The organism is Roseibium sediminicola (assembly GCF_023156505.1).
Lineage (GTDB): Bacteria > Pseudomonadota > Alphaproteobacteria > Rhizobiales > Stappiaceae > Roseibium > Roseibium sediminicola.
On sequence record NZ_JALNMJ010000020.1, the window covers coordinates 1 to 21,531 of the forward strand.

Here is a 21,531-nt window from a genome sequence, read left to right on the forward strand (position 1 = left end):
AGTAAGCATCCGGCGAAGACCGCCTCGCGGTCAGTTTCCGGTCAGCGCTGTTGGTTCTGGCTCTTTGCGAAGCCCGCCTTGCCGAGTGTTCGACGCCGGACGAGCTTTTCGATGCGCTCGTTGATCAGATCGATGCTGATATCACCCGGATCAAAGCGACCGCCATACCACCGCACCAGCTCGCGATGTTGCGGGTGGCGTGGCTTTGACATCGCCTCCAGGAAGTCCGTGAAGCCGAAGGTCCCGCCAACGTCTTCCGGCGGAGCACGGTTTTCGCCTTCCAGGAAGCGAGGATACTCGTAGGCGGGATCGGCATCCTCAACAGCTTCAACGATGAGGGTGTGGCGCCAATTGTCGCCAAAGTCATAGGTATAGGTGAAGGTGGTGATGCCGCGGTCGATGAGCGTTCGGATGCGGACATTCTTCGCAGCATAGGTCTTGCGGCCGAAGTCCTCGGCAGGGTCAGGAACATCATAGAACCTGCCACCGGCCTCAAATTCAAAAAGGTGGTAGTCCTCAAACAGCATGACGGCCTGGATAACGTCGTGCAGCCCCTTCAGGCTCATGGCGAGCGGAACTTCAACCCGGCGCCAGATCAGGGGTTCGATGTCATCAAGCTTGATGAGCAACCGGGCGTTCTGTTCGTTCTGCATCATGACGCTGGTGCCGATGCCGGAGTACGCGGTTCCCAGTTCCAGGGCAGCAATTCTTCGACCCTGGAAACGGGCGTTTCGGCGATGCGGGCGAGGACATCGGCAAGCCAGGCTTGAGGATCGACGTCGTTGAGCTTTGCCGTGTTGAGCAGCGTCGCCATAAAGGCGGCGCGGTCGGCGCCGCGATCCGATCCGGCGAACAGCCATGACTTCCTTCCGAGGGCAAAGCCGCGCAGTGCCCGTTCGGCCGCATTATTCGTCAGGCAGATCCAGCCGTCGTGAAGGAAGGTGGTGAAGCCGTCCCAACGCTTGAGCATGTAATCTATCGCCTCGGCAACAGAGGAGCTGCGCGACAGCTTGCTCCGCTCGGCACGCAGCCATTCCTCAAGACCTTCGGCAAGAGGAACGCTGTCCCTGCGCCGCCGCTCCAGGCGTTCGCCGGCGGAGAGCCCGTTGATCTCGCGCTCGATGTCGAACAGGGCATCGATGCGCTTGACCGCCTCCAGCGCTATCGGTGAGATCGGTGCGGCGTTCTTCCTGCGCCTGGCGTTGGCGGCGATGTCGGCAAGCACGAAGAATTTGCGGCGCGCATGTGACCAACACAGCGCCTGGGTCAGCGGACCAGGATCACGGTCCACCTTGAACAGCGGATTGTAACCGCTGTAGGCGTCGGCTTGCAGAATACCGGCGAAGCTCCTCAGATGGCGCTCGGGATGTTCCTGGCGCCGGTTGCGAGAGGCATAGTAAAGGGCCGCCGGAGGAGATTGCCCACCGAACGGGCGATCGTCGCGGACATAAGTCCAGATGCGGCCGGTATCGGTCTTGCCCTTTGCGAGGATCGGCACGGTGGTGTCGTCGCCGTGCAACCTCTCGGCACTCATCACATGCGCCTCGATCAGCGAATGGACCGGCTTGAGAGCCGCCGCGCAGGCGCCGACCTGGTCGGCCAGCGTCGACAGGCTGAGATCGATACCCTCGCGCGAATAGCGCTCGCTCTGCCGGTTCAGCGGCTGATGCTGTGCAAACTTCTCGAAAAGGATCATCGCCAGAAGGTTCGGACCGGCAAAGCCGCGAGGCGTCACATGGAACGGAGCTGGCGGCTGAGTGATCTTCTCGCACTCCCGGCAGGTGAACTTCTCCCGCACGGTCTGGATCACCTTCCACTGGCGCGGGAGCACTTCAAGCGTCTCGGTGACATCTTCACCGAGTTTGGCCAGCTTCGCGGATCCGCAGCACGGGCAATTCACCGGCGCGGCGACAACAACACGCTCGCGCGGCAGATGCTCCGGAAACGGTTTCTTTGACGGACGTCGGCGTTCAAACGCTTTGATGGTCGATGTTCGCGCCGAGACCTCAACCGCCAGCTCGTCTTGGGCGGCATCGGCTTCCAGCTCTTCGAGCTGCAATTCCAACTGTTCCAGAAGACGGGCTTTGCGCTCCGAACGGTGTCCGTGGATCTCCCGCTTGAGCTTCTCGATCTCCAGCTTCAGCCGGGCGATCAGGGCTTCCGAGTGCGAGTTTACCGCCTGGGCACGGGTAGCGAGTGCCTCAGCTTCACGGCGGGCCGCACGCTCCGCGAGGATCATCGCGTGCGCACTGGCAAGGTCGTCGGGAAGGTGTTCGGCCGCATCGAGCATGGCGGGATGGAATCATATTCGCTCCCGCCACACCAGCGCTTTCCACTATCCGGCCGAGCTCGGCCGCCAGGTTTTTTGCGGCATCCGCCAATCGATACCTTCCAGAAGATATCCGAGCTGAGCCGGGGTGATGGATACCGTGCCGTCCGCCGCCGATGGCCAGATGAACCGGCCGCGTTCCAGCTTCTTCGTGAACAGGCAGGCCCCTTGTCCATCGTGCCAGATCACCTTGATCAAGCCTCCGCTTCTGCCGCGGAAGACAAACAGGTGGCCGCTCATAGGATCCCGCCTCAGTGTCTCCTGAACCATCAGCGACAGCCCGGGAAAGCCTCTGCGCATATCCGTGTGGCCCGTCGCAAGCCAGACCTTCACACCACTCGGGACCGGGATCATCGCCGCTCCAGGAGATCGAGAATGCGTCCCAGAGCTTCCGTGTCGATATCACTGTCGACCCGAACCCGTTTACCCCGGCCCAACTCGATCGTCACAACGCTCGGCTTACGCCGCGAACGTGGTGGCGGAGTTGGTTCCGGCGATTGACTAGGGGCCGGCAAAGACCCGGCATCGGAGATCGTTACCGGGACAAACTCAGGTGAAGATGTCGGTGCGGGTGTCCCGTGATCCGCAGCCGTTCGGCCGTCAGAGATCGTGCAGAGTTGCTTGCGCCACCGAAATAACTGGCTCACGTGGCAACCCGCCGCCCGGGCAATCTCAGACACGCTTGCGCCCGGTTCGAGGCATGCCGCTACAAGTCGCTCCTTGTCTTCCTGCGACCACCGCCGGCGGCGCTCCACCGACGTGATCACCTCAATATGCTGCTTGGTCATATGACTACTCCTAGTGCTACCACTAGGACTGACAGTCTTCAGCCTTCGCCAGCAAGACGGCCTTCACCGGAGGGGTACGTCATTGCCCGCGTCAAGGCTCAATCGCCGCGGTAACAATCGGTCGGTTACGATTGCTCAGCCCCCTGAGCGCAACGGTTCTGGGATGGGGTTTTCTGAACGAAACGCTGACCATGTCTCAGGCCCTTGGCCTGTGCGTGGTATTGGGAAGCGTGGTCGCGGGACAATACGCCTTAAGATCCGGCTAAGGCAGCTCTGTTGGGGGCGTTTTGATCATCACCCGAAGGGGCTTACCACTGGACAGATCAATTTGACCTGACGATCTGACTGACCATCTCGGCGACACGCATGGGGTTTTCTTCGGACAAAAAGTGATGTCCCGGGCCAAAATCATGCGCTTGGATTTGCGGAAACATCTGGCAGAAGCGGGCAAACTTCTGTTGGGATGGCGGATAATCTTCGGACACGATGACACCGGGTGATGGTAACAGCCAATCGATGGGCATCGGATGCGTTTTCATGCCTCTTTGGATTTCCCTGATGATCTCCATCGACGCTTTTGGGCGGCCTTCAAGCGGGTTCAGCTTGACCAGGGCAAGGACTGATCTGCGCGAGCGGATCGTCGGCAGACACTCCTTATAATAGCGCATTCCCTCATCCGGTATCGGGCAGTGTTCAGGGATAAGTTTTTTGATCATCAAGTTCAGCACTTGCACAACGAAGTACCCAGCCGGGCCGCGCATCATCTTGAAAGGAAGCCGGAATTTGGGTTCAAAGTCATCGGCGTAGGTGAAATCCCAAAGGAAGGATTCAAACAGCACGGCCCGCGCGAACAGCTCTGGTCGGCGCACCGCGTTCAGCATGCCCAGTGGCCCGCCCCAGTCTTCAGCGACCAATGTGATGTCTTTCAATCCTAATTGGTCAACCAGTCCTGCGATGATCTCGGCATGAATATCCAGAGTGTATCGCAGGTCCATCGGTTTGTCCGACTTGCCAAATCCAAGCAGATCCAATGCGATACAGCGCGCACCGGTGTCGCGCTGAACCTTCGGCATGATGTCGCGCCAGACATAGGAATTGGTAGGGCTGCCATGAACAAAGAGAATGGGTTGAGCGTTCTCTGGCCCCAGTTCCACAACGTGGATTTTGTAGCCGTTGATTGTCACAAATCGGCTATTGAACGGGTAGGCGGGTGAGTGATCGAACATGGTGCCGACCTCCTTTAAGCATTCGCAGGTGCGCGCCTTGATAGATCAGGCCCAGACACAGGACCAAACAGGGTGAATTGCAAATGGCGGGCACTGGCCTCGGTCATAGTCCAAGCACGAACACCGGCGGTGGCATAGTTTGACGGGTCAGCCAGCGCGATATCGGAGCCGAAAAAAGCAGTGCACCTGATAATCCCGGAGGCCTCATATGCAAGTGGCGCGCTGGCCGCCAAGGCCAACGCGTCGGTCTCAGGCCTTCGAGTAGTCAATCAGCGTCAGGCGGGCACCAAAAGGATCCTCAATCGTGGCCATGCGGCCCACACCTGATACTGTCATGGGCTTTGCAACAACCGAAGCGCCAGCGGTCTCGGCTTTTGCGACACGCGCATCAACGTCGTCCACGGTGATGTAAAGCTTCCAGCCGTCATTTCCGGGCATAGGGGCAAAACCGCCCACAGGCTTTTCTTCGATCATGATGGCGGCATATGTGCCTTGTTCCATCTCGGTATCCGCGACGGTCCAGTCCAGCACATCCTGATAAAAACTCCGCGCTTTATCCGCGTCGGGGCCGGAATGCTCGACCCAGCTGACTGCGCCATGTGTTTCCATTGGGTTCATGTGTGTCTCCTTGTCAATACGGCGTCCATTCTTTGGACGTCATACCAAGGACGCATCGGTGCCTTTCATTCGGACAGCCCGTCAGTATTTTTTTCCAACCGTGCGATTTCGCATCGCAGGTGGTTTTCTTCTTCTTTGGACGGCCCGCATTCCAACGCCCGTCGCAATGCGTCCAGGGCATTGTCCGTGTTGCCAACGGCCTCGGACAGGCCCGCAAGTACGGCATGATAGGGCAGGTAATCAGACAGCTGCTCTGACAGTTGCGCCATCTGCGTCAGTGCCTCGGTTGCGCCCACCACTTGGGACAGCGCCACCAGCCTAGCCAAAAGAATGACCGGCGTTGGCTGCATTTTCGTCAAAGCGTCATACAGCCGCAGAATCTCGGGCCAGTTTGTATCTGTCGCGCATGTCGCCGAATTATGGACATCACAGATCGCCGCCTGCAGCTGGAACGGACCGACCCGACGGTTCAACAGGGCCTTCTGCGCCAAAAACCGCGCTTCTGAGATTGCGCTTTGATCCCACAATTTGCGATCTTGAGCCTCAAGCGACACCAAGGTGCCGCTGGCGTCTGCTCGTGCAGGAAATCGCGCCGTATGACCTATCATCAGCGATAACAGTCCCATCGTTTCAGGCTCATTCGGGAACAGGCGCAGCAATAGTCGGGTCAGTCGAATGGCCTCACGACAGAACAGAGGCTGAATATGCGGCTGGTTTTGACTTGCGGCATATCCCCTGTTGAACATGAGATAGAGAACAATCCTGACTTGACCGATTTGATCTGCGCGCTGTTTTGCCGATAGCGCGCCGCCATCAGGCGAGCCAAGCCGCCCTGCGCGGTCTCGGGCCCGCGAGATCCGCCGTTGAAGCGTATCCGGGGTGACGAGAAAAGCCTGAGCCATATCAGGCACCGCCAAGCCGACAACATAGCGCAATGCCAATGTGATCTGGTCGAGGTCGGTAAGCTGTGGGTGACAACAAAGAAACTGCAGCCGCAGAACATCATCCTGAAAACTGGCGGCGTCGAACGCCCCTTCGATGTCTTCGCCGTTTGTATTTGGAACAGGGCCGGTGCTGTCCATTTCGGTCAGGCGGCGGTCTTTGCGATACTGGTCCAACAATGCGTTATGACCCACCCGCACCAGCCACCCCTCTGCGTTGCGTGGCACTCCGGTTTCGGGCCAGGCTTGCAGTGCCCTGACGACAGCCATCTGATATCCTTCTTCGGCTGTCTCCAGATCCCTGAACCGACGCAAGAGGGCCGCGATCACCGCAGGGCGGCTCGCGGTCAGATGGGCCTCCAATCCAGGCTCTTTCCCGGAACCAGTCAAAAACCGGAAGACCAGTTTACCGCGCGGATCTCTATGTGCGAGATACCTTGCGGCAGGTCCTTGGCCGCTTCGGTGACATATTCGAAACTGTCGCTTTCGATCAAATAGAACCCGAGGAATTGTTCTTTGGTCTCGGCAAAAGGTCCGTCGATAATCAAAGGGTCTGCGCCACTACCGTCGATATGAGATGCCGTCGAGGGTGGCATCAACTGCACAGATCCGCGATAGGTCTTGTCCCTTTCCAATCGCGCCTGAAGCGCGCGGTGTTTTTTCAGAAGCGCTTCATGTTCATCCGGGGGCAGCGCGTCGGCCACTCCCTCAACTCCAAAGACAAGTACTGAATAAAGCAACGCTGCATCTCCTCGCGTGGGATTATACTGATTCAAGAACGTTCTACACCGGTGATTTCGGACACGCCTAGCCTAGCCGATTTTTGGGCCAGGTCGCTGCTGCGCTAAGGGCCAACACCACATTTCACAAGACTCGGAGTCTGTGTACTGCGTCCGCCGCCGCGCAGCGTTCGAACCGGGAGCAGCCCGGTTACTTTGGTGGACTGCATCTCCAATTAGCCAACGTCAACGCGGGATCTAAATATCGCTTATCTGCGAAGCTATTCGCGACAACACGACAGGTGTCTTATTTCAGAACACGCATTTCGCCGACCGAACCGGCATGTTGAGATACAGCGTCAGACAGGTCCCGCCTTATAACGACGCTTTTTGCACTGCATTCGGAACAGCAGCGTTGAAGCTACCCGGGGACGGATGCGCGTGGATAATGATCGTGTCAAATTTCAGCTGTTCCATGCATTGCCCGTGTTCAAATGCCGAGCAAGGTTTTCAAGCGTCGGTGTCCAGCCATTCTCGTGGAAAATGCGGCTGGCCTCATCCATCAAGCCGTCATGCTCAAGGACGAGTACGGTCTTGTCACCCTTGGGAGTCATTGTGATCGTGACGCGGCTTGTCTCCTCCCGGCCTTCCCATGCCCATGAAAAGGCTAACTCATGAGGCGGCTCAATCCGCTGATATGATCCATAGGCCGTCAGGTGGTCACCCACCTCGGGCGGTGGGCGCATGGCGGCGCCACTCGCGTCCATCACGATCCGAAATGTACCGCCAAGCCGAAAGTCTGCCTCAACTTCAATTGCCTTCATACCAAGAGGGCAGAACCATTGCTTCATAAGCTCGGGCTTTGTCCAAGCATCCCAGGCCCGGCCCGTGGAAGAGTTCAGAACGCGCGTTTGAAGGACGGTGTGAGTGGTGGTCATTTGCGCTTTTTCTTCTTGATATCGTGGTCTCGGGACTCCTCAAGAAATCTCTCGAGCCCATCCAGATTATCCGACCAGAACTTTTGATAGAAGGCGAGCCAGTCGAAAGCCGCGTGCAGCGGTTCGGCTTGCAGGCTGCAAATGTGCCGCCTTCCATCCAGTTGCTTGGTAACCAGCCCTGCGGACTGAAGCACCGACAGATGCTTGGAGAACCCTGCGGGCGAAAGCGAAAACGGCTTTGACAACTCGCCCACCGAGAGCGGACCTTCGGCGAGCCTTGCCACGGTGGCCATGCGCACCGGGTCACTCAGCGCGGCGAATGTGCGTGTCAGTTCAGGGGTCAGGTCTTGCACATCGACAGCCTCTCTGGCGCGGCTCCGCAGGCCGGGTGTGGCCCTAGGCGGCCTCGGCCGCGACGAAGTTCGCCGAATCGGTATAAAGCGTTTGCTTGACGATCTTGTCGCCCTGGAAGGTGAATACATCGCACATCTCGATATGTTTTTCACCATCGGGAAGCTCAGCGACAAGCGTATAAAGATGCGCGACGGACTCACCTTCGGCGATGAACCGCGATTGGGTTACGCGACCGACGAAATTGACCAGATGGGCGATATAATCATCGGGGTTGTCGAAATTCATCAGCGGCGAGTTATGCGAGAAGTTATCGGTCAGAAGCGGCCGGATCATCGCGGGATCCTGGGCGGTGGCACCGGCATAGAACTGATCCAGGGTGGCTCTTTGTTCGGGGGTCATAGTCTTTTCCATGTTATTGATTCGGTACTTATCTAATATTTCGCTATCTGGCGAATTTGTCAAGGCACCAAGAGCTATTTTCACGACTGCTGTACCCCCAAAATTAGGCAACTTTGGACGGCAAGCACCCTAAAAATGATCAAACCGAATAGATGAAACTAGCCCTCCGACACGCGGTTGGATGCGCATAAACCACCGCTTCTGCAAGCTCCGTCTAGATAACCCCGTCTTATGCGTCTTTGGCAGAGCGCGAACGTCTCCGGTCACATGGCGTGATTCTACCCGTGAACAATTGATCGTTTGCAACCAACCTGATCATACCTGCCCGTCCACACGTCCTGCGTTGACAGCGATCTACTCGTGCCGCTTCCACCAATCGTGAAGCGCCAGAAAAACAGGTTGAAGATCCAAGGCAAGTTCCGTCGCCGAGTATTCCACGCGTGGTGGAACTTCGGGAAAGACTTCGCGATGCACCAATCCGTCTTTCTCGAGCGCCCTGAGCTGGCCCGTCAGCATCGACTGTGTCACGCCATTTATCGCGCGCTTTAACTCACCAAAGCGCTTTGTGCCCTGTCTGACGTCAGCACCAATGGGACAGTTTAGGTCGATTTGATAAGAGAGGGTTTCTGGCACATCGTAACCACCAAGGAGTGGAGATGAGACAGAAACCCGGAACCCGTAAGAGCCACGGCGAGAAGGTTGTTAAGGACATCCGCCGTGCCACACGCAAGCAGTATTCGGCCGAAGAGAAGATCCGGATTGTGCTGGACGGCCTGAAGGGCGAGGACAGCATCGCGGAGCTGTGCCGCCGCGAAGGTATTGCCCAGAGCCTGTATTACAGCTGGTCCAAGGAGTTTCTTGAAGCTGGGAAGAAGCGCCTGGCTGGGGATACAGCACGTGCGGCAACGTCGAACGAGGTAAAGGACCTGCGTCGGGAATCCCGCGATTTGAAAGAGGTCGTGGCCGAACAGGCCCTGGAGTTGCGGCTGCTCAAAAAAAGCATGCTCGGGGATGGGGGCGACGACGAATGAGGTATCCTGCATCTGAGAAGCGGGAGATCATCCGGCTGGTCGAGCGGTCGCACCTGCCGACCAAGCGCACACTGGACAAGCTGGGCATCCCCAGGACCACGTTCTACCGCTGGTATGATCGGTATCAGACCGGCGGCCCCGAAGCGCTTGAGGATCGTAGCCCCAAACCCTCACGGGTCTGGAACCGCATTCCTGAGCCCATTCGTGAGAAGATCAAGGACCTGGCCCTGCAGGAGAGCGATCTGTCGCCGCGCGAGCTGGCCGTGCAGTTCACTGACACGAAAAAGTATTTTGTGTCAGAGGCCTCGGTGTATCGCATCCTCAAGTCCTACGACCTGATCACCAGCTCGGCCTATGTGGTTTTGTCGGCCGCTGATGAGTTCCGGGACAAGACAACGCGGCCTAATCAGCTGTGGCAGACCGATTTTACTTATCTCAAGGTCATCGGCTGGGGCTGGTTATATCTTTCGACGATCCTCGATGACTTCAGCCGTCACGTCATCGCCTGGAAGCTCTGCACGACGATGAAGACGGGCGATGTGACCGACACGCTGGATCTGGCGCTGCAGGCCTCGGGTTGTGACCAAGCGACGGTTCTGCACAAACCGCGGCTGCTATCGGACAATGGCGCCAGTTACATCTCCGGTGAACTGGCTGACTGGCTGGAAGATCAGCAGATGGACCATGTGCGCGGCGCTCCATATCACCCGCAGACCCAGGGTAAGATCGAGCGATGGCATCAAACCTTGAAGAACCGCATCCTGCTGGAAAACTATTACCTGCCAGGAGATCTCCGACAGCAAATCGACACCTTCGTCGATCACTACCATCACCGGCGCTATCACGAGAGTCTGCAAAACCTCACCCCCGCAGACGTCTACTTAGGGCGCGGCCAAGCCATTCTGAATCAACGGGAAAGGATCAAACGAAAGACCATCGAAACACGGCGCTTGCTTCACCGCAAATCCGCCGCATAATCAAACGAACCAGATGAGCCAGATCCTCTCTTAGATCACGCTGCCAACTGGCCCAAAACCTCTGACGACGGACACAATGGCGGTTTTCCTTTAGTGCATTCTAACATGTTATCCTATGTGGGCTTGTCGGCTGGCCTCGTCAATCCGATTCTCGTAGAACTGGATGATGCCGGCCGGATTGCGAGCGAACCCTTCTGAAAAGCTCTGCGGCGCTTCGGTATCGTCGTCATAAGTGACAGACCATATCATGATGCTTAAGGAGGCTGGCAGGAGCGCGATTGCTTTCGCAGTGGGGAAGTAGCACACCATGTTCTTCTTCTGGGGATGCACTTTTCGAAAGAACATCCCGGTTGCAACCAGCTTCGCTAGCCGATCGGCTAAGATATTGGTCGAGATGCCTTCTTCTGAGTTCAGAAAGTCACCGTATGAGCGCTTGCCATGAAGCAAAGCGTCCCTCAGTAACAAGAAGGTCCATTTGTCGGCCAAGATGCCAGCCGCGTAGCGAACCGGGCAGCCAGACCATGGAATTTTTTGCTTGTTCATCAGCGACAGTTAGCTTGCAAACTTCCTGCTTGCAAATCGGAAGTAATGTCGGTACTAAATCACTTGCAGATCACAAGTGATGAGGGTGAAGCGATGCCAAATCCATATGTTTGGTTCGATAACCTCAGTTCGCTTCGGTCCGAAGTCACTGCTTTTTGGGCACCCATGTTTGATTGGGATCGGAATGAAATCGGACCAATGGCGTTGCTGACAGACGGTGAAAATGCTCCCTTTCCAAGGGGGCATGATCGGTTTGAAGGTTTGTCGCGCTCGGTTTCCCAAACAGATGTGGACGATATTGCAGACGCGGGCCGTCGTGAAAAAGAGGTCGGTGCCAAGGTGATCGCTGAACACGCGCCAGAAACGGCAGTCGACGTCACCATCATCAAAGAGGCCGGCGCATCCGATATGGCGCTTTGGAAACGAAAGGCAGGTATGTGATGGTGTTGTCCGTTACGCTTTATTTCATCGCAGGATTTGCCCTTGCGCAGGTCGTCATCACGAACCTAGTCGGCCTCGCCCGTATCAAGAACGAGGTCCATTTTTATGATGAAGGCGATCTCGACTTGCGTCGCAATGTGCGGGCGCATGGTAACTTCACCGAGACTGTGCCGATGTCGCTCATGGCGATGGCCGCAGCCGAGATTTCTGGCACGCCGCCGATATTGCTCGTCTTGGGAGGTGCCTTCTTGGTCGTCGGTCGGGCCATGCATTACTGGATCATTCGCACACGCGGCTGGGGAAATGCACGCGCCATATCGATGGTCCTAACGCTCGTCGCGATGGCGGGATTTGCGATAGCTACGCTTTGGAACTTGTTAACGGGCGGTTAGTACATGCGCTGTGTGTACTTTATGATGCTGCGGCTCATAAAGTCACGCACGCCTTGTTTGTTTTTTTGGAGACAAACCGCGAAAAGCCACTTTTGGGTATTGCCAAGCGAACCAAAGTAAGTTCCCACATACCGGACCCCATTAGCCTCCGGAAAGCGACGGCGCAATTGAGGTGCCCCTAGATTTGTAGACGCTTTGCCGCCTAACTGTGAGGCTAGGAGGCCGAGATGGGGACAAGCAATTTCAGCGACGAGTTCAAGCGCGATGCGGTGCATCAGATCGTAGTACGCGGGTATCCGGTTCGGGAGGTTTCCCGACGGTTGGGCGTCAGCACGCATTCTCTGTACAAATGGATGAAGCTGTTCTGTGATCCCGTACCAAAGAAGCCCGGCGTGGATCATGAAGCCGAGAACCGTCGGTTGAAGCGTGAACTGGCCAGGGTGACCGAAGAGCGCGATATTCTAAAAAAGGCAACGGTGTACTTCGCGCGAGGGTCCCAATGAAGTACGCCTTCATCCGGGCGCACCGCGAAGAGTTCGGCGTCCGCGCCATGTGCCGGATACTGCGGGTCCATTTCAGCGGCTTCTATGCATGGGTTAAGGAACACTTAAGCCACCGTGCGCAGGAGGATGTACGCCAGACCGAGTTGATCCGGCAGGCGTGGACCGAGAGCGGCAAGGTCTACGGCTATCGGAAGCTGACGGACGATCTGCGCGACCAGGGCGAGCAAATATCCGAGAACCAGGTCGCCCGGCTGTCATCGCTGGCCGGAATCGCGGCCCAAGTGGGCTACAGACGTCGGCCAGGTCGTTACGGCGGCAAGCCAGCCATCGTGGCTGAGAACAAGCAAGAACAGCAATTCAGCGCTTCTCAGCCCGACCAAGTCTGGGTGACAGATATCACCTACAGTGCGCCTCGTCCCGGATGGTCCTGGGTGCATATGTCTGGAATGCATTGAGAAAGGAGGAATGGAAGATTGCCTTGCCCCCTGCTGCAATGGGGCATGAGCCCAAGCGGCGGTGACCTGCTGTCAACTGGCAGGGTGACGTAGCCCGCAGGTAAAGGGGATTGAGGCGAAGCCGTTACGCCGAGATGGTTCCCGAGGCTGAAGTATTGGAAGGTTGAGGAACACGAACCGGTGACGTCCCCGGACGTGGTGTAGCTTTGGGTGGCCATCGGGTTTCTCGGTAAGGTCGGGTTGCGACCACCAACCTGAACCAAGGACGACACCCGATGACCAAACCCATGATGGACCTGCGCGCGCTCGTGGAAAAGAGCGCCGATGCTGACCTGCTTCGTGAGATGATCGGATTTGCGGCGGAGCGGCTGATGGAGCTCGAAGTCGGCGCCAGGACCGGAGCTGATTATGGCGAGAAGAGCACAGACCGTCAGGCGCAGCGCAATGGATATCGTGACCGGGACTGGCAGACCCGTGCGGGCTGCGTTGAGCTGCGCATTCCCCGGCTTCGCACGGGGTCCTACTTCCCGTCTTTCCTTGAGCCGCGGCGCCCCGTCGAGAAGGCTCTGACGGCTGTGATCCAGGAGGCCTATGTCCATGGCGTCTCGACGCGATCGATGGATGATCTGGTGCAGGCAATGGGCGGGACCGGGATCTCGAAAAGCCAGGTCAGCCGTCTGTGCGAAGATATCGACGAGCGTGTCGATGCTTTCCTGACCCGGCCAATCGAGGGGGACTGGCCCTACCTGTGGATCGTAACCGACCGATTGTTACCGCGGCGATTGAGCCTTGACGCGGGCAATGACGTCAGGATCTGAGACGAAGTCTTCGAGGAAGCCGTGCCAGTTTTCGGTTGAGCTTCTGGCGTCGGCCAGCATGTCTTTCAATTCGTGGATGCCGTCGTCGGTGAGCGCTGTAACGTAGTCGTCCTGACCAGTTTGAACGCTGACGATGCTGCCATAGGTCAGATTGTCATCGTTTTCGACGATGGCCTCCAGGAGCTCGAGGTCTTCTCCGAGCAACTGCGCGACACAAGCGAGCGTGGTGACATGAGTGACGGCGGCCATCAGGCAGCCTCTGCGCAGGAGACCGGCATGGGTTTCCAGTTCCAGGGAAGCAGATCGTCGAGACGATTGATCTTGTGATCGTGGATGCGATCGAGAACATCGGTCAGATAGGCCTGCGGATCGAGCCCGTTCATCTTGACGGTTTCGATGACCGTCATGGCACGCGCGAGTGTCTCGGCACCGGTGTCGGCGCCGGCGAATAACCAATTTTTCCGGCCGATACCAATCGGACGCAGGGCGCGTTCAGCGGCATTGTTGTCTATCGCCACGCGGCCATCTTCAAGGAACAGGCAGAAGGACGGCCAGCGGCTGAGGCCATAGCGGAACGCCTTGGCAAGTTCGCTCTTGCCGGGCAAGCGTGTCAGTTGCCGCTCGGCCCAGACCTTGAAGTCGTCGACCTTCGGCTTGGCTCGCGCCTGGCGCGCGGCACAGCGGATGTCGGCAGGCTGGCCCGAGATCTCACGCTCGATGTCGTAGAGGGCTCCGATCCGGTCGAGCGCTTCGCGGGCGATCTCGGATTTGGTTGCACTCCAGACATCGTGGAAATCCCGGCGCAGGTGTGCCCAACATGCAGCCTCGCGGAACCGGCAGGTTCCGTCGAGCCCGGGCTCATAGAGCTTCGCAAATCCCTTATAGCCATCGGCCTGGAGAATGCCGCTTGCGTGCCTGAGATGGTGCTGGACGTGCCCTTCCTTCCAGTCGGGGGCGAAGTAATAGACTGCTCCGGGTGGCGCGGCACCGGTCCATGGACGCTGGTCGCGAACGTACGTCCAGATCCGGCCCTTCTTCACGCCCTTGCCAAGGCCCCCACCAGACCCTTTGTCCCGCAAGGATCGATCCAGCACCCGGATCGGGGTGTCATCGGCATGCAGCAGATCACTGCCCATGACCTCGGCCTCGATCCGGTCGATCAAAGGCTGAAGCACCCGCATGGCGCGGCCGCACCAATCCACCAGCGTGCTGTCGGGGATGTCGGCGCCCATTCGGCCGAAGATCTCGTTGAGGCGATACAGCGGCAGGTGGTCGTCGAACTTGGAGACCAGGATGTAAGCCAACAGGCCCGCGCCTGCCATTGAGCCCGGGATCGGCCGGCTCGGTGCAGGAGATTGCACCATCTTCTCGCATCGGCGGCAGGATTTCTTCAGCCGGGCGATCTGGATGACCTTCAGCTGCGCCGCGATCATGTCGAGGATTTCGCTGACGTCCTCGCCCACGACACGCAGATCGCCGCCGCAATCGGGGCAACATGTGCCAGGATCCAATTCCCGGCGCTCGCGCGGGGTCTCATCCGACACACCCGGACGCCGCCGCGGCTTGTGCGCGCCCGCGCCCTTGTCAGCAGTTACAGGCTCGTCTTCATCCCGACCTTCGTCGACCGGCACATCAGCGCTTTCGGTAGCTGCGACCAGCAGATCTTCCAGCGCCAGTTCCAGCTGCTCGATTTCACGCTCTATCTTTTCCGAGGACTTGCCAAAGGCCTGTTTCTGGAGTTTGGCGATCCGAAGCCGCAGGGCCTGAACCAGTTGGTCATGGGCCCGAAGCGTTGCCGACATCTTCGCGTTTTCCGCCTGCAAAGCGGCGATTTTCGCCTTCAGGATGGCTGGATCATCAGGAAGATTTGCGGCATCAATTGACATGCTGTCAATCTACCACAGCCCACTCAAAAGTTCATAAAAAACAAGCAAAATCAGAGCGATAATTCACCCCACCCGAGCCGGCGGCGAACCCCAATCCGGCCTGCGCCAATCGATGCCTTCCCATAACATCGCCAGCTACGCCGAAGTCAGACGAGCCGTGCCGTCGGCAACCGAAGGCCAGGGGAAGTGGCCCCGCTCCAAGACCTTGTAGTAAAGACAGAAGCCTTGGCCATCCCAGTACAAAAGTTTCAGCCGATCACCCCGTCGGCCACGGAATGCAAACACTGCTCCACTCGTTGGCTTCTGACGAAGCACATCTTGCGCAAGCGCCGCCAGACCCCCGATGCCCTTGCGCATATCAGTGGCGCCGCAGGCGAGATAGACCCGAACGCCAGTCCCCGGGCCGATCATGCCGCTTCCACCGCCCGGATCAGCTGCGTCAGCGTGGCCGCATCCAGGCGGCCGTCGAAACGCAGGCAACGCCCGTTGCTCAGGCGCAATTCAACCGGAACCGGATCCGAATTGACCGACTCCTCACGGATAGCCGGACGAACGTCCGGAATTCCCTGCGCGGATGAAAGCTCCACCGGAAAGAACAGCGCGCCGTCGTCCGGCGACCACAGTCCTTTCTTCTTCAGCTCACGCCGCCACGTATAGATCTGCTGTCGGTTCACATCGTGGCGCTGCGCAACCTGGGTCACCGTCGCGCCATCAACCCCGACCGACATCACGATCCCGAGCTTGTCCTCATCTCGCCACCGCCTTCGCCGCTCAAGCCCAAGAATTTCACCACGCATCGACAACCCCGCATAAGACACGTCGCAAACGACGTCGTTATGCACGTCTCTTACAATAAAGGGCTCAATTCAGGCAGGCGGTAGCAACCGGGTGGTTACTGTGGATCGACGCCACTTACCTGAAGGTCCGCCAGGGAGGGCGCATCGTGAGCGTCGCGGTCACGCTGGCGGTGGGTGTCAACACGGATGGGCGCCGCGAGGTGCTGGGCATGGCGATCGGCGCCTCTGAGGCCGAGCCCTTCTGGACAGAGTTTCTGCGAGACCTCGTGCGCCGGGGCCTGTCCGGCGTGAAGCTGGTGATCTCGGACGCACATGAAGGCATCAAGGCCGCGACTGCCCGGGTTCTGTCCACGACCTGGCAGCGCTGCCGGGTGCATTTCCAGCGCAATGCCCTGGCCCATGCCGGCAAGAACAGCCGCCGGGTGGTCTCGGCCTTCATAGCCACCGCCTTCGCGCAGCCCGATCATGCCGCGGCCAAGGCTCAATGGCGCCTGGTGGCCGACCAGATGCGGGGCAAGCTGCCGAAGCTCGCAAACCTGATGGACGGAGCGGAAGAGGACGTGCTGGCCTACATGACCTTTCCTCAGCAGCACCGCGCCAAGCTGCACTCCACGAACCCGATCGAGCGCTTGAACGGTGAGATCAAGCGGCGCACCGATGTCGTCGGGATCTTTCCGAACGAGGCTTCAATCCGGCGCCTGGTCGGCGCGATCCTGATGGAGCAGACCGAGGAATGGACCGTTCAGCGCGGCCGATACATGACGCTGGAAACGCTCGCCCCGGTCGGCGATGATCTCACCGTCAGCTTGCCTGCAGCGCAGAGCGACTGATCAACTCGGCCCGCCAAAAAACGCGAGGGCCCGCCACGAGCTACACCACGACAGGGGACGTCACCCACGAACCGGTTCACCCGCATCTGAGGGCTGGAATGTCGCCTTCGCCTACACGGCTTAACAGACGGAATGCCGATGAAGGCGCTGGATAGGTATGTCAGTGGCTTCGAATGCGAGCGTATATGTAGGCCGCTCGTAGGACGTCATGGGGAGAACGCAGCCAGACCATGGCATCGGCATCGACTTGCGGAACGCAAGGGAAAAGACTGCGACCGGCAACCTCACCAATACGAAGACGTCCAGCATACGAACGAGGGAAGGCATGATGGAATGCCCATGATGCTCTGCATCACAAGGGAGTTGACCCTGATGTCCATCATGTCGGCGGAGTTCCCGTAGTAGTCCGCGGCGGGGAAAGCCTGCCACATGGCGAAGGGGAACAGTTCAATCTGCTTGGAGTGCAAATTACCTGACCACATGAGGTGAAGACCTTTGATAATCAGCGAAATGCAGCACAAGCTCGCAACATGGGCTAAGGCCGATCCGGACCGGCGGTTCGATCGTTTCCTTCGGCTCATTGCCGATCGGGAATGGCTTGCCGAAGCGGCCCGGATTGTTCTGGCATCAAGCGGCGCCCGGACACCGGGCATAGACGGAATAGACAAGCAACGGATGCAGGCCGGGTTGGATCACCATCTGACCGATCTGCGGACTGACCTGCTGAAGGGTAGCTATTGCCCGAAGCCGGTCAAGCGGATCTATATCCCGAAAGCCAATGGCAAGCTACGACCGCTGGGTATACCGACCCTGACAGACCGCATCGTCCAGCGCGCCATGCTGATGGCCATGGAGCCGATCTGGGAGAGCGACTTCCATCGCCTCTCCTATGGCTTCCGGCCGGAACGCAGCGTGCATCATGCTGTCCGCACCGTGAAGATCCAGCTTCAGGATGGCGGTGGCACGAAGGGCCGCTGGATCATCGAAGGTGATCTGGCAAGCTACTTTGACACGGTTCATCACCGGCTGCTTCTTAAATGCGTACGGCGGCGGGTGCGGGACGGACGGTTTGTCGATCTCCTCTGGCGTATTCTCAAGGCAGGTCACATTGATCGTGGCCTGTTCAGGGCTGCCAGCGAGGGTGTTCCGCAAGGTGGCGTCCTGTCACCGCTCCTGTCCAACATCATGCTCCACGAGTTCGATGTCTGGCTGGAGGCGAAATACCTGAACCGGAAAGCCCGCAAGGATCGTTGGGCATGGAACTTCGGCATACAGCAGGGACGCCCCATCACGGTTCGGGAGAACCGGCAATGGAAACCTGCGATAGCCTACTGTCGCTACGCCGATGACTTCGTTGTCATCGTCAAGGGGACGAAGGCTCATGCTATGGAGATACGTGAAGAATGCCGGGCCTTTCTGGAGGACCGCCTGAAGTTGACGTTGAATATGGAGAAAACCCATATCACGCACGTCGATGACGGGTTCGTCTTTCTGGGGCACCGGATCATTCGCAAGCGAGGGTCGAACGGACGCATGTCCGTTGTCACGACGATACCCAGGGAAAAGGCCAAGGCGTTTGTCCGCAAACTGACCGAGACCCTTTCCGGCAATCATAGTGTCAGTACGGTCGATATGATCGCCAGCCTGAACCGCCAGTTGGCGGGATGGGCGGCGTTCTACAAGTTCACCGACTTCAGGGCGTATGTCTTCCGGCGCATCGACCATGTCGTATTCTGGAAAATGGCGCACTGGCTGGGGCATAAATACCGGAGCCGTATCAAACCCTTGATGCGGAAGTGGTTTAGGCCCCCGGAACCGGGCAAGGCGAAAACCTGGCTCGTTTACGGTCGCAATGAACGTGGTGAAGCCATCGGAAAAGACTTGAAACGGCTTGTCTCAAGCCCGAAGGCTCAATTCCGTTGGCGCAATCCGGAGGTCAATCCATACATCTTCCGGAGTGAAACCCGCAGCACCGTCACCTCTCGCTATCATGATGTTGCCATGGCCATGGGCCAAGATTGAATGGAGAGCCGTATGCGCTGAAAGGTGCACGTGCGGTTCGGGGAGGAGAAGCGCTACTGCGCTTCTTACTCCACTCAAGACCCACGAAGGCTGGCTGTACTTGTGCGTGGTCATCGATCTGTTCTCACGCCGGGTCGTTGGTTGGTCCGCGCAATCTCGCATGACGACGGACCTCGCTTTGCAAGCCTTGCTGATGGCCGTCTGGAGGCGAAAGCCAGACGGGAAGGTCACGGTGCATTCAGACCAGGGCTCCCAGTTCACCAGCCGCGAATGGCAAATGTTCCTGCGCCAGCACGACCTCGAACCCAGCATGAGCCGACGCGGGAACTGCCATGACAACGCGGTCGCCGAAAGCCTCTTCCAACTGCTGAAACGGGAGCGAATAAGGCGCAGAACCTATCCGACACGCGACGATGCAAGGCGCGACCTGTTCGAATACATCGAGCTCTTCTACAACCCGAAGCGCAAGCACACGAACAACGGCATGCTGTCGCCCGTTGACTTCGAAACCAGACAGCTCAAACTGAAACAGGCAGGTGTCTAGGAAACTGGGGGCACCTCATTTCGACACATGCGTCAACCCAGACGGCGGTTGTCAAATCCAGCCCGGTGCGCATGCGGCCACCGCCGCTTGAGTGAAACGTCTAGATCAATGCGTGGGCATTACGTGTCGATGCTTAGCGGCGTAGTCGCAGCAAAAGTGCGCTACTTTTCACAATTCATGTTGAACGTCAGATGACTTTGACCTTCACGTCATCAACTGTCCTGATACAAGTCGGAACACTATGCCACCCTATAGCTGATCAGGGCTACTCCAACTATCGAGAGCAGAACGCCGAGCACGTTGATAGGTGACAGCGCCTCTTTGAAAAGCAGAAATCCGATACCGAGCAGTACAATGTTGATTGCAACGCCTGTTACAACGTTGCCAACACTCAGATCCCAACCGCTGCGGTACATCAGGAGAAATCCCAGTTCCATGCAAACAACCGCACAAGCGACCCCAAATTGGGTCCAGTTGACCATGCGAATGTTGTCCGCGATAGCACTGCGGTCGACAAAAAACGGAAATATCAAAGCGGAAATGATCATAACGAACACGTAAATCGCTATTACCGAGATGATCGGATCAATCGTCGCAGGAATCATTTTGATGAAGTTATGGTACCCAATCGTACCGACGACCGCCAATGCGGCTGATCCAATGAATAGGAAGTTTTCGTTGCTACCCATGATATTCGAGTTCCCTTTTTCTGAACCAGGTGGTTTCATGAAGTCTCTGATCCATGTATTCGCCCACCAAATGTGGATGATCAGCTTGCGATCGAGCCAAAATTCGCCCGTCAAGATCGCCAAATCGCGCTGCCGGAACACTCACTACGGTTCACGATGGGTGGTTGGTCTGAAGAAATTCGACAATACTAAAATCTTTACAGAACTGGTAATTTTTTGTTACAATGCACCGACCCGCTAGACGCGTAACCAACTAATTTAATTGAATTTCTGTCCACTGGATTTGAGTGCCATATGACAAGACGACTGCCGCCACTAAATTCGCTTCGGGCATTTGAAGCTGCCGGTCGTCACCAGCATTTCACCAAAGCCGGGCATGAATTGTCGGTGTCCCACGTTGCGATCAGCAGGCACGTCAAGGAATTGGAGCACTGGCTGGGATTCAAATTGTTCAGGCGCACAGGCCGCGGGGTCGTCCTGACCGATCAGGGATCAGACTATCTCGCCAGTTTATCTTCTGTGTTTGATGAACTTCTGGCCGCGACGAAATCGGTTGTGGAGGCGACACAGGACGATGTTTTGAGGGTCACATCTGATCCCGCATTGGCATTCCAGTGGCTCATTAAGAGACTTCGAAAGTTCTCCGATATTTATCCTGCAATACAGGTGTCCGTTGATCCGAATGAGGACATCGTGGACTTCATTGAATCTGATTTCGATGTCGGCATTCGCTTCGGTTCGGGTGTCTGGGAAGGTGTGGAGGCTATTGAAATCCACAGACCCAACCTGTTTCCAGTTTGTTCGCCGGAATATCTGGCCGGCCGCAAGTCTGTGGACCTCGCCGGCATGGCAGCTGCTCACTTGTTGCACGATGATTCTTTTTCCATGTGGCGCGATTGGCTAAAAGCTGTGGGTGTGCGACGAAAACGCGGCGCCAGCGAAGCAACCTTTGAAAAATTCCTTGCATTGGCGGCGGCTGAATCTGGATTGGGGTTCGCGCTCGGGGATGAATTGCTCTGCATTGAGGCATTAAAACGAGGAGCTTTGGTACGACCTCTGGAGCGGTCAGTTTCCAGTAACAAAAGCTACTACCTCGTCTTCCCCGAGCAGTTGGGGTACTACGAGGCGGTGCAAAATTTTGCGGCATGGCTATCTACCGAGGTCGAGAACTCGATTTCAGAATTTCTGTCGCTGGGGGTGACGATAGAGAAACAAACCAGCTAGGGCCTGAAATGTCCGCGATGTTGCCGTTGGCACCACATCTGCCATTGGCCAAGGCTGGTTTCGAACC

Annotated in this window: 23 protein-coding genes and 4 pseudogenes; 9 read left to right on the plus strand and 18 right to left on the minus strand. The window is 57.7% G+C overall.

Going from position 1 to position 21,531, the window contains the following annotated elements; translation table 11 throughout:
- Positions 1-41: 41 nt before the first annotated feature.
- From M0H32_RS22380 to M0H32_RS22435, 12 genes are all read right to left on the minus strand, one after another.
- Complete coding sequence (locus tag M0H32_RS22380; RefSeq protein WP_248157778.1) at positions 42-656, minus strand: plasmid pRiA4b ORF-3 family protein; 615 nt, start codon at positions 654-656, stop codon at positions 42-44.
- Complete coding sequence (tnpC, locus tag M0H32_RS22385) at positions 653-2,290, minus strand: IS66 family transposase (protein WP_425607350.1); 1,638 nt, start codon at positions 2,288-2,290, stop codon at positions 653-655. Before tnpC (M0H32_RS22385) ends, M0H32_RS22380 begins: the two co-directional genes overlap by 4 nt.
- 45 nt (positions 2,291-2,335) lie before the next feature.
- Positions 2,336-2,683 (minus strand): IS66 family insertion sequence element accessory protein TnpB, encoded by a 348-nt coding sequence (gene tnpB / locus M0H32_RS22390; protein WP_248157780.1) that lies wholly within the window; start codon positions 2,681-2,683, stop codon positions 2,336-2,338.
- Entirely contained in the window at positions 2,680-3,117 is a 438-nt protein-coding gene (tnpA, locus tag M0H32_RS22395) for an IS66-like element accessory protein TnpA (protein ID WP_190294435.1), read from the minus strand. Before tnpA (M0H32_RS22395) ends, tnpB (M0H32_RS22390) begins: the two co-directional genes overlap by 4 nt.
- A gap of 323 nt (positions 3,118-3,440) precedes the next feature.
- Positions 3,441-4,343 (minus strand): alpha/beta fold hydrolase, encoded by a 903-nt coding sequence (locus M0H32_RS22400; protein WP_248157782.1) that lies wholly within the window; start codon positions 4,341-4,343, stop codon positions 3,441-3,443.
- A gap of 249 nt (positions 4,344-4,592) precedes the next feature.
- Complete coding sequence (locus tag M0H32_RS22405; protein ID WP_248157784.1) at positions 4,593-4,961, minus strand: VOC family protein; 369 nt, start codon at positions 4,959-4,961, stop codon at positions 4,593-4,595.
- 65 nt (positions 4,962-5,026) lie between these two features.
- On the minus strand, positions 5,027-6,265 hold the full coding sequence (locus M0H32_RS22410) for an RNA polymerase sigma factor (RefSeq protein WP_248157786.1): 1,239 nt from the start codon (positions 6,263-6,265) through the stop codon (positions 5,027-5,029).
- Between the two features lie 23 nt (positions 6,266-6,288).
- The gene (locus tag M0H32_RS22415) at positions 6,289-6,606 is read right to left on the minus strand and encodes a YciI family protein (protein ID WP_248157794.1); all 318 of its coding nucleotides are present in this window, start codon (positions 6,604-6,606) and stop codon (positions 6,289-6,291) included.
- Positions 6,607-7,085: 479 nt separating this feature from the next.
- Positions 7,086-7,559, minus strand: coding sequence for an SRPBCC family protein (locus M0H32_RS22420; protein ID WP_248157796.1), 474 nt, complete (start codon positions 7,557-7,559; stop codon positions 7,086-7,088).
- Positions 7,556-7,912, minus strand: a complete 357-nt coding sequence (locus M0H32_RS22425; RefSeq protein WP_248157804.1) for an ArsR/SmtB family transcription factor — start codon at positions 7,910-7,912, stop codon at positions 7,556-7,558. Before M0H32_RS22425 ends, M0H32_RS22420 begins: the two co-directional genes overlap by 4 nt.
- Positions 7,913-7,955: 43 nt before the next feature.
- Positions 7,956-8,312 (minus strand): nuclear transport factor 2 family protein, encoded by a 357-nt coding sequence (locus M0H32_RS22430; protein ID WP_248157805.1) that lies wholly within the window; start codon positions 8,310-8,312, stop codon positions 7,956-7,958.
- Positions 8,313-8,666: 354 nt separating this feature from the next.
- Positions 8,667-8,945, minus strand: coding sequence for a winged helix-turn-helix transcriptional regulator (locus tag M0H32_RS22435; protein ID WP_425607351.1), 279 nt, complete (start codon positions 8,943-8,945; stop codon positions 8,667-8,669).
- Positions 8,946-8,968: 23 nt separating this feature from the next.
- Between M0H32_RS22435 and M0H32_RS22440 the strand changes: the two genes are divergently transcribed.
- A protein-coding gene (locus M0H32_RS22440) for an IS3 family transposase (RefSeq protein ID WP_248157806.1) occupies positions 8,969-10,320 on the plus strand; the annotation gives its coding sequence in 2 pieces (ribosomal slippage) (positions 8,969-9,305 and positions 9,305-10,320; 1,353 coding nt in all).
- Between the two features lie 108 nt (positions 10,321-10,428).
- Here the strand turns inward: M0H32_RS22440 and M0H32_RS22445 are convergent.
- Complete coding sequence (locus M0H32_RS22445) at positions 10,429-10,863, minus strand: winged helix-turn-helix transcriptional regulator (protein WP_248157807.1); 435 nt, start codon at positions 10,861-10,863, stop codon at positions 10,429-10,431.
- Positions 10,864-10,908: 45 nt separating this feature from the next.
- On the opposite strand from M0H32_RS22445, the gene M0H32_RS22450 reads away from it, so the two are divergent.
- From M0H32_RS22450 to M0H32_RS22465, 4 genes and pseudogenes are all read left to right on the plus strand, one after another.
- Positions 10,909-11,304 (plus strand): hypothetical protein, encoded by a 396-nt coding sequence (locus tag M0H32_RS22450; RefSeq protein ID WP_248157808.1) that lies wholly within the window; start codon positions 10,909-10,911, stop codon positions 11,302-11,304.
- Positions 11,304-11,696, plus strand: coding sequence for an MAPEG family protein (locus M0H32_RS22455; RefSeq protein ID WP_248157810.1), 393 nt, complete (start codon positions 11,304-11,306; stop codon positions 11,694-11,696). Before M0H32_RS22450 ends, M0H32_RS22455 begins: the two co-directional genes overlap by 1 nt.
- Positions 11,697-11,923: 227 nt before the next feature.
- Positions 11,924-12,633, plus strand: a pseudogene (locus tag M0H32_RS22460) (IS3 family transposase); the annotation flags it as partial.
- 296 nt (positions 12,634-12,929) lie between these two features.
- A pseudogene (locus M0H32_RS22465) lies at positions 12,930-13,409 on the plus strand (transposase); the annotation flags it as partial.
- Positions 13,410-13,424: 15 nt separating this feature from the next.
- On the opposite strand, the gene M0H32_RS22470 reads toward M0H32_RS22465, so the two are convergent.
- From M0H32_RS22470 to tnpA (M0H32_RS22485), 4 genes are all read right to left on the minus strand, one after another.
- Positions 13,425-13,721, minus strand: coding sequence for a hypothetical protein (locus tag M0H32_RS22470; RefSeq protein ID WP_248157812.1), 297 nt, complete (start codon positions 13,719-13,721; stop codon positions 13,425-13,427).
- Positions 13,721-15,358 carry an IS66 family transposase gene (tnpC, locus tag M0H32_RS22475; protein ID WP_248157819.1) on the minus strand — a complete coding sequence of 546 codons (1,638 nt, stop codon included), beginning with the start codon at positions 15,356-15,358 and terminating at the stop codon, positions 13,721-13,723. Before tnpC (M0H32_RS22475) ends, M0H32_RS22470 begins: the two co-directional genes overlap by 1 nt.
- Before the next feature lie 135 nt (positions 15,359-15,493).
- Positions 15,494-15,769, minus strand: a complete 276-nt coding sequence (tnpB, locus tag M0H32_RS22480) for an IS66 family insertion sequence element accessory protein TnpB (RefSeq protein ID WP_345779356.1) — start codon at positions 15,767-15,769, stop codon at positions 15,494-15,496.
- Complete coding sequence (tnpA, locus tag M0H32_RS22485) at positions 15,766-16,155, minus strand: IS66-like element accessory protein TnpA (RefSeq protein ID WP_248157820.1); 390 nt, start codon at positions 16,153-16,155, stop codon at positions 15,766-15,768. Before tnpA (M0H32_RS22485) ends, tnpB (M0H32_RS22480) begins: the two co-directional genes overlap by 4 nt.
- Positions 16,156-16,253: 98 nt before the next feature.
- Here tnpA (M0H32_RS22485) and M0H32_RS22490 point away from each other — a divergent pair.
- The 3 genes and pseudogenes from M0H32_RS22490 to M0H32_RS22500 all read left to right on the plus strand — a co-directional run.
- A pseudogene (locus M0H32_RS22490) lies at positions 16,254-16,985 on the plus strand (IS256 family transposase); the annotation flags it as partial.
- Positions 16,986-17,495: 510 nt separating this feature from the next.
- Positions 17,496-19,007: a group II intron reverse transcriptase/maturase gene (gene ltrA, locus M0H32_RS22495; protein ID WP_248157821.1), complete on the plus strand. Its 1,512-nt coding sequence runs from the start codon at positions 17,496-17,498 to the stop codon at positions 19,005-19,007.
- A gap of 64 nt (positions 19,008-19,071) precedes the next feature.
- Positions 19,072-19,551 (plus strand): annotated as a pseudogene (locus M0H32_RS22500) (IS3 family transposase); the annotation flags it as partial.
- A 239-nt stretch (positions 19,552-19,790) separates the two neighbouring features.
- On the opposite strand, the gene M0H32_RS22505 reads toward M0H32_RS22500, so the two are convergent.
- A complete protein-coding gene (locus M0H32_RS22505; protein ID WP_248157822.1) occupies positions 19,791-20,363 on the minus strand; it encodes an EamA family transporter in 573 nt (190 codons plus the stop codon).
- Between the two features lie 171 nt (positions 20,364-20,534).
- On the opposite strand from M0H32_RS22505, the gene M0H32_RS22510 reads away from it, so the two are divergent.
- Complete coding sequence (locus M0H32_RS22510; protein ID WP_248157824.1) at positions 20,535-21,464, plus strand: LysR substrate-binding domain-containing protein; 930 nt, start codon at positions 20,535-20,537, stop codon at positions 21,462-21,464.
- Positions 21,465-21,531: the final 67 nt, after the last annotated feature.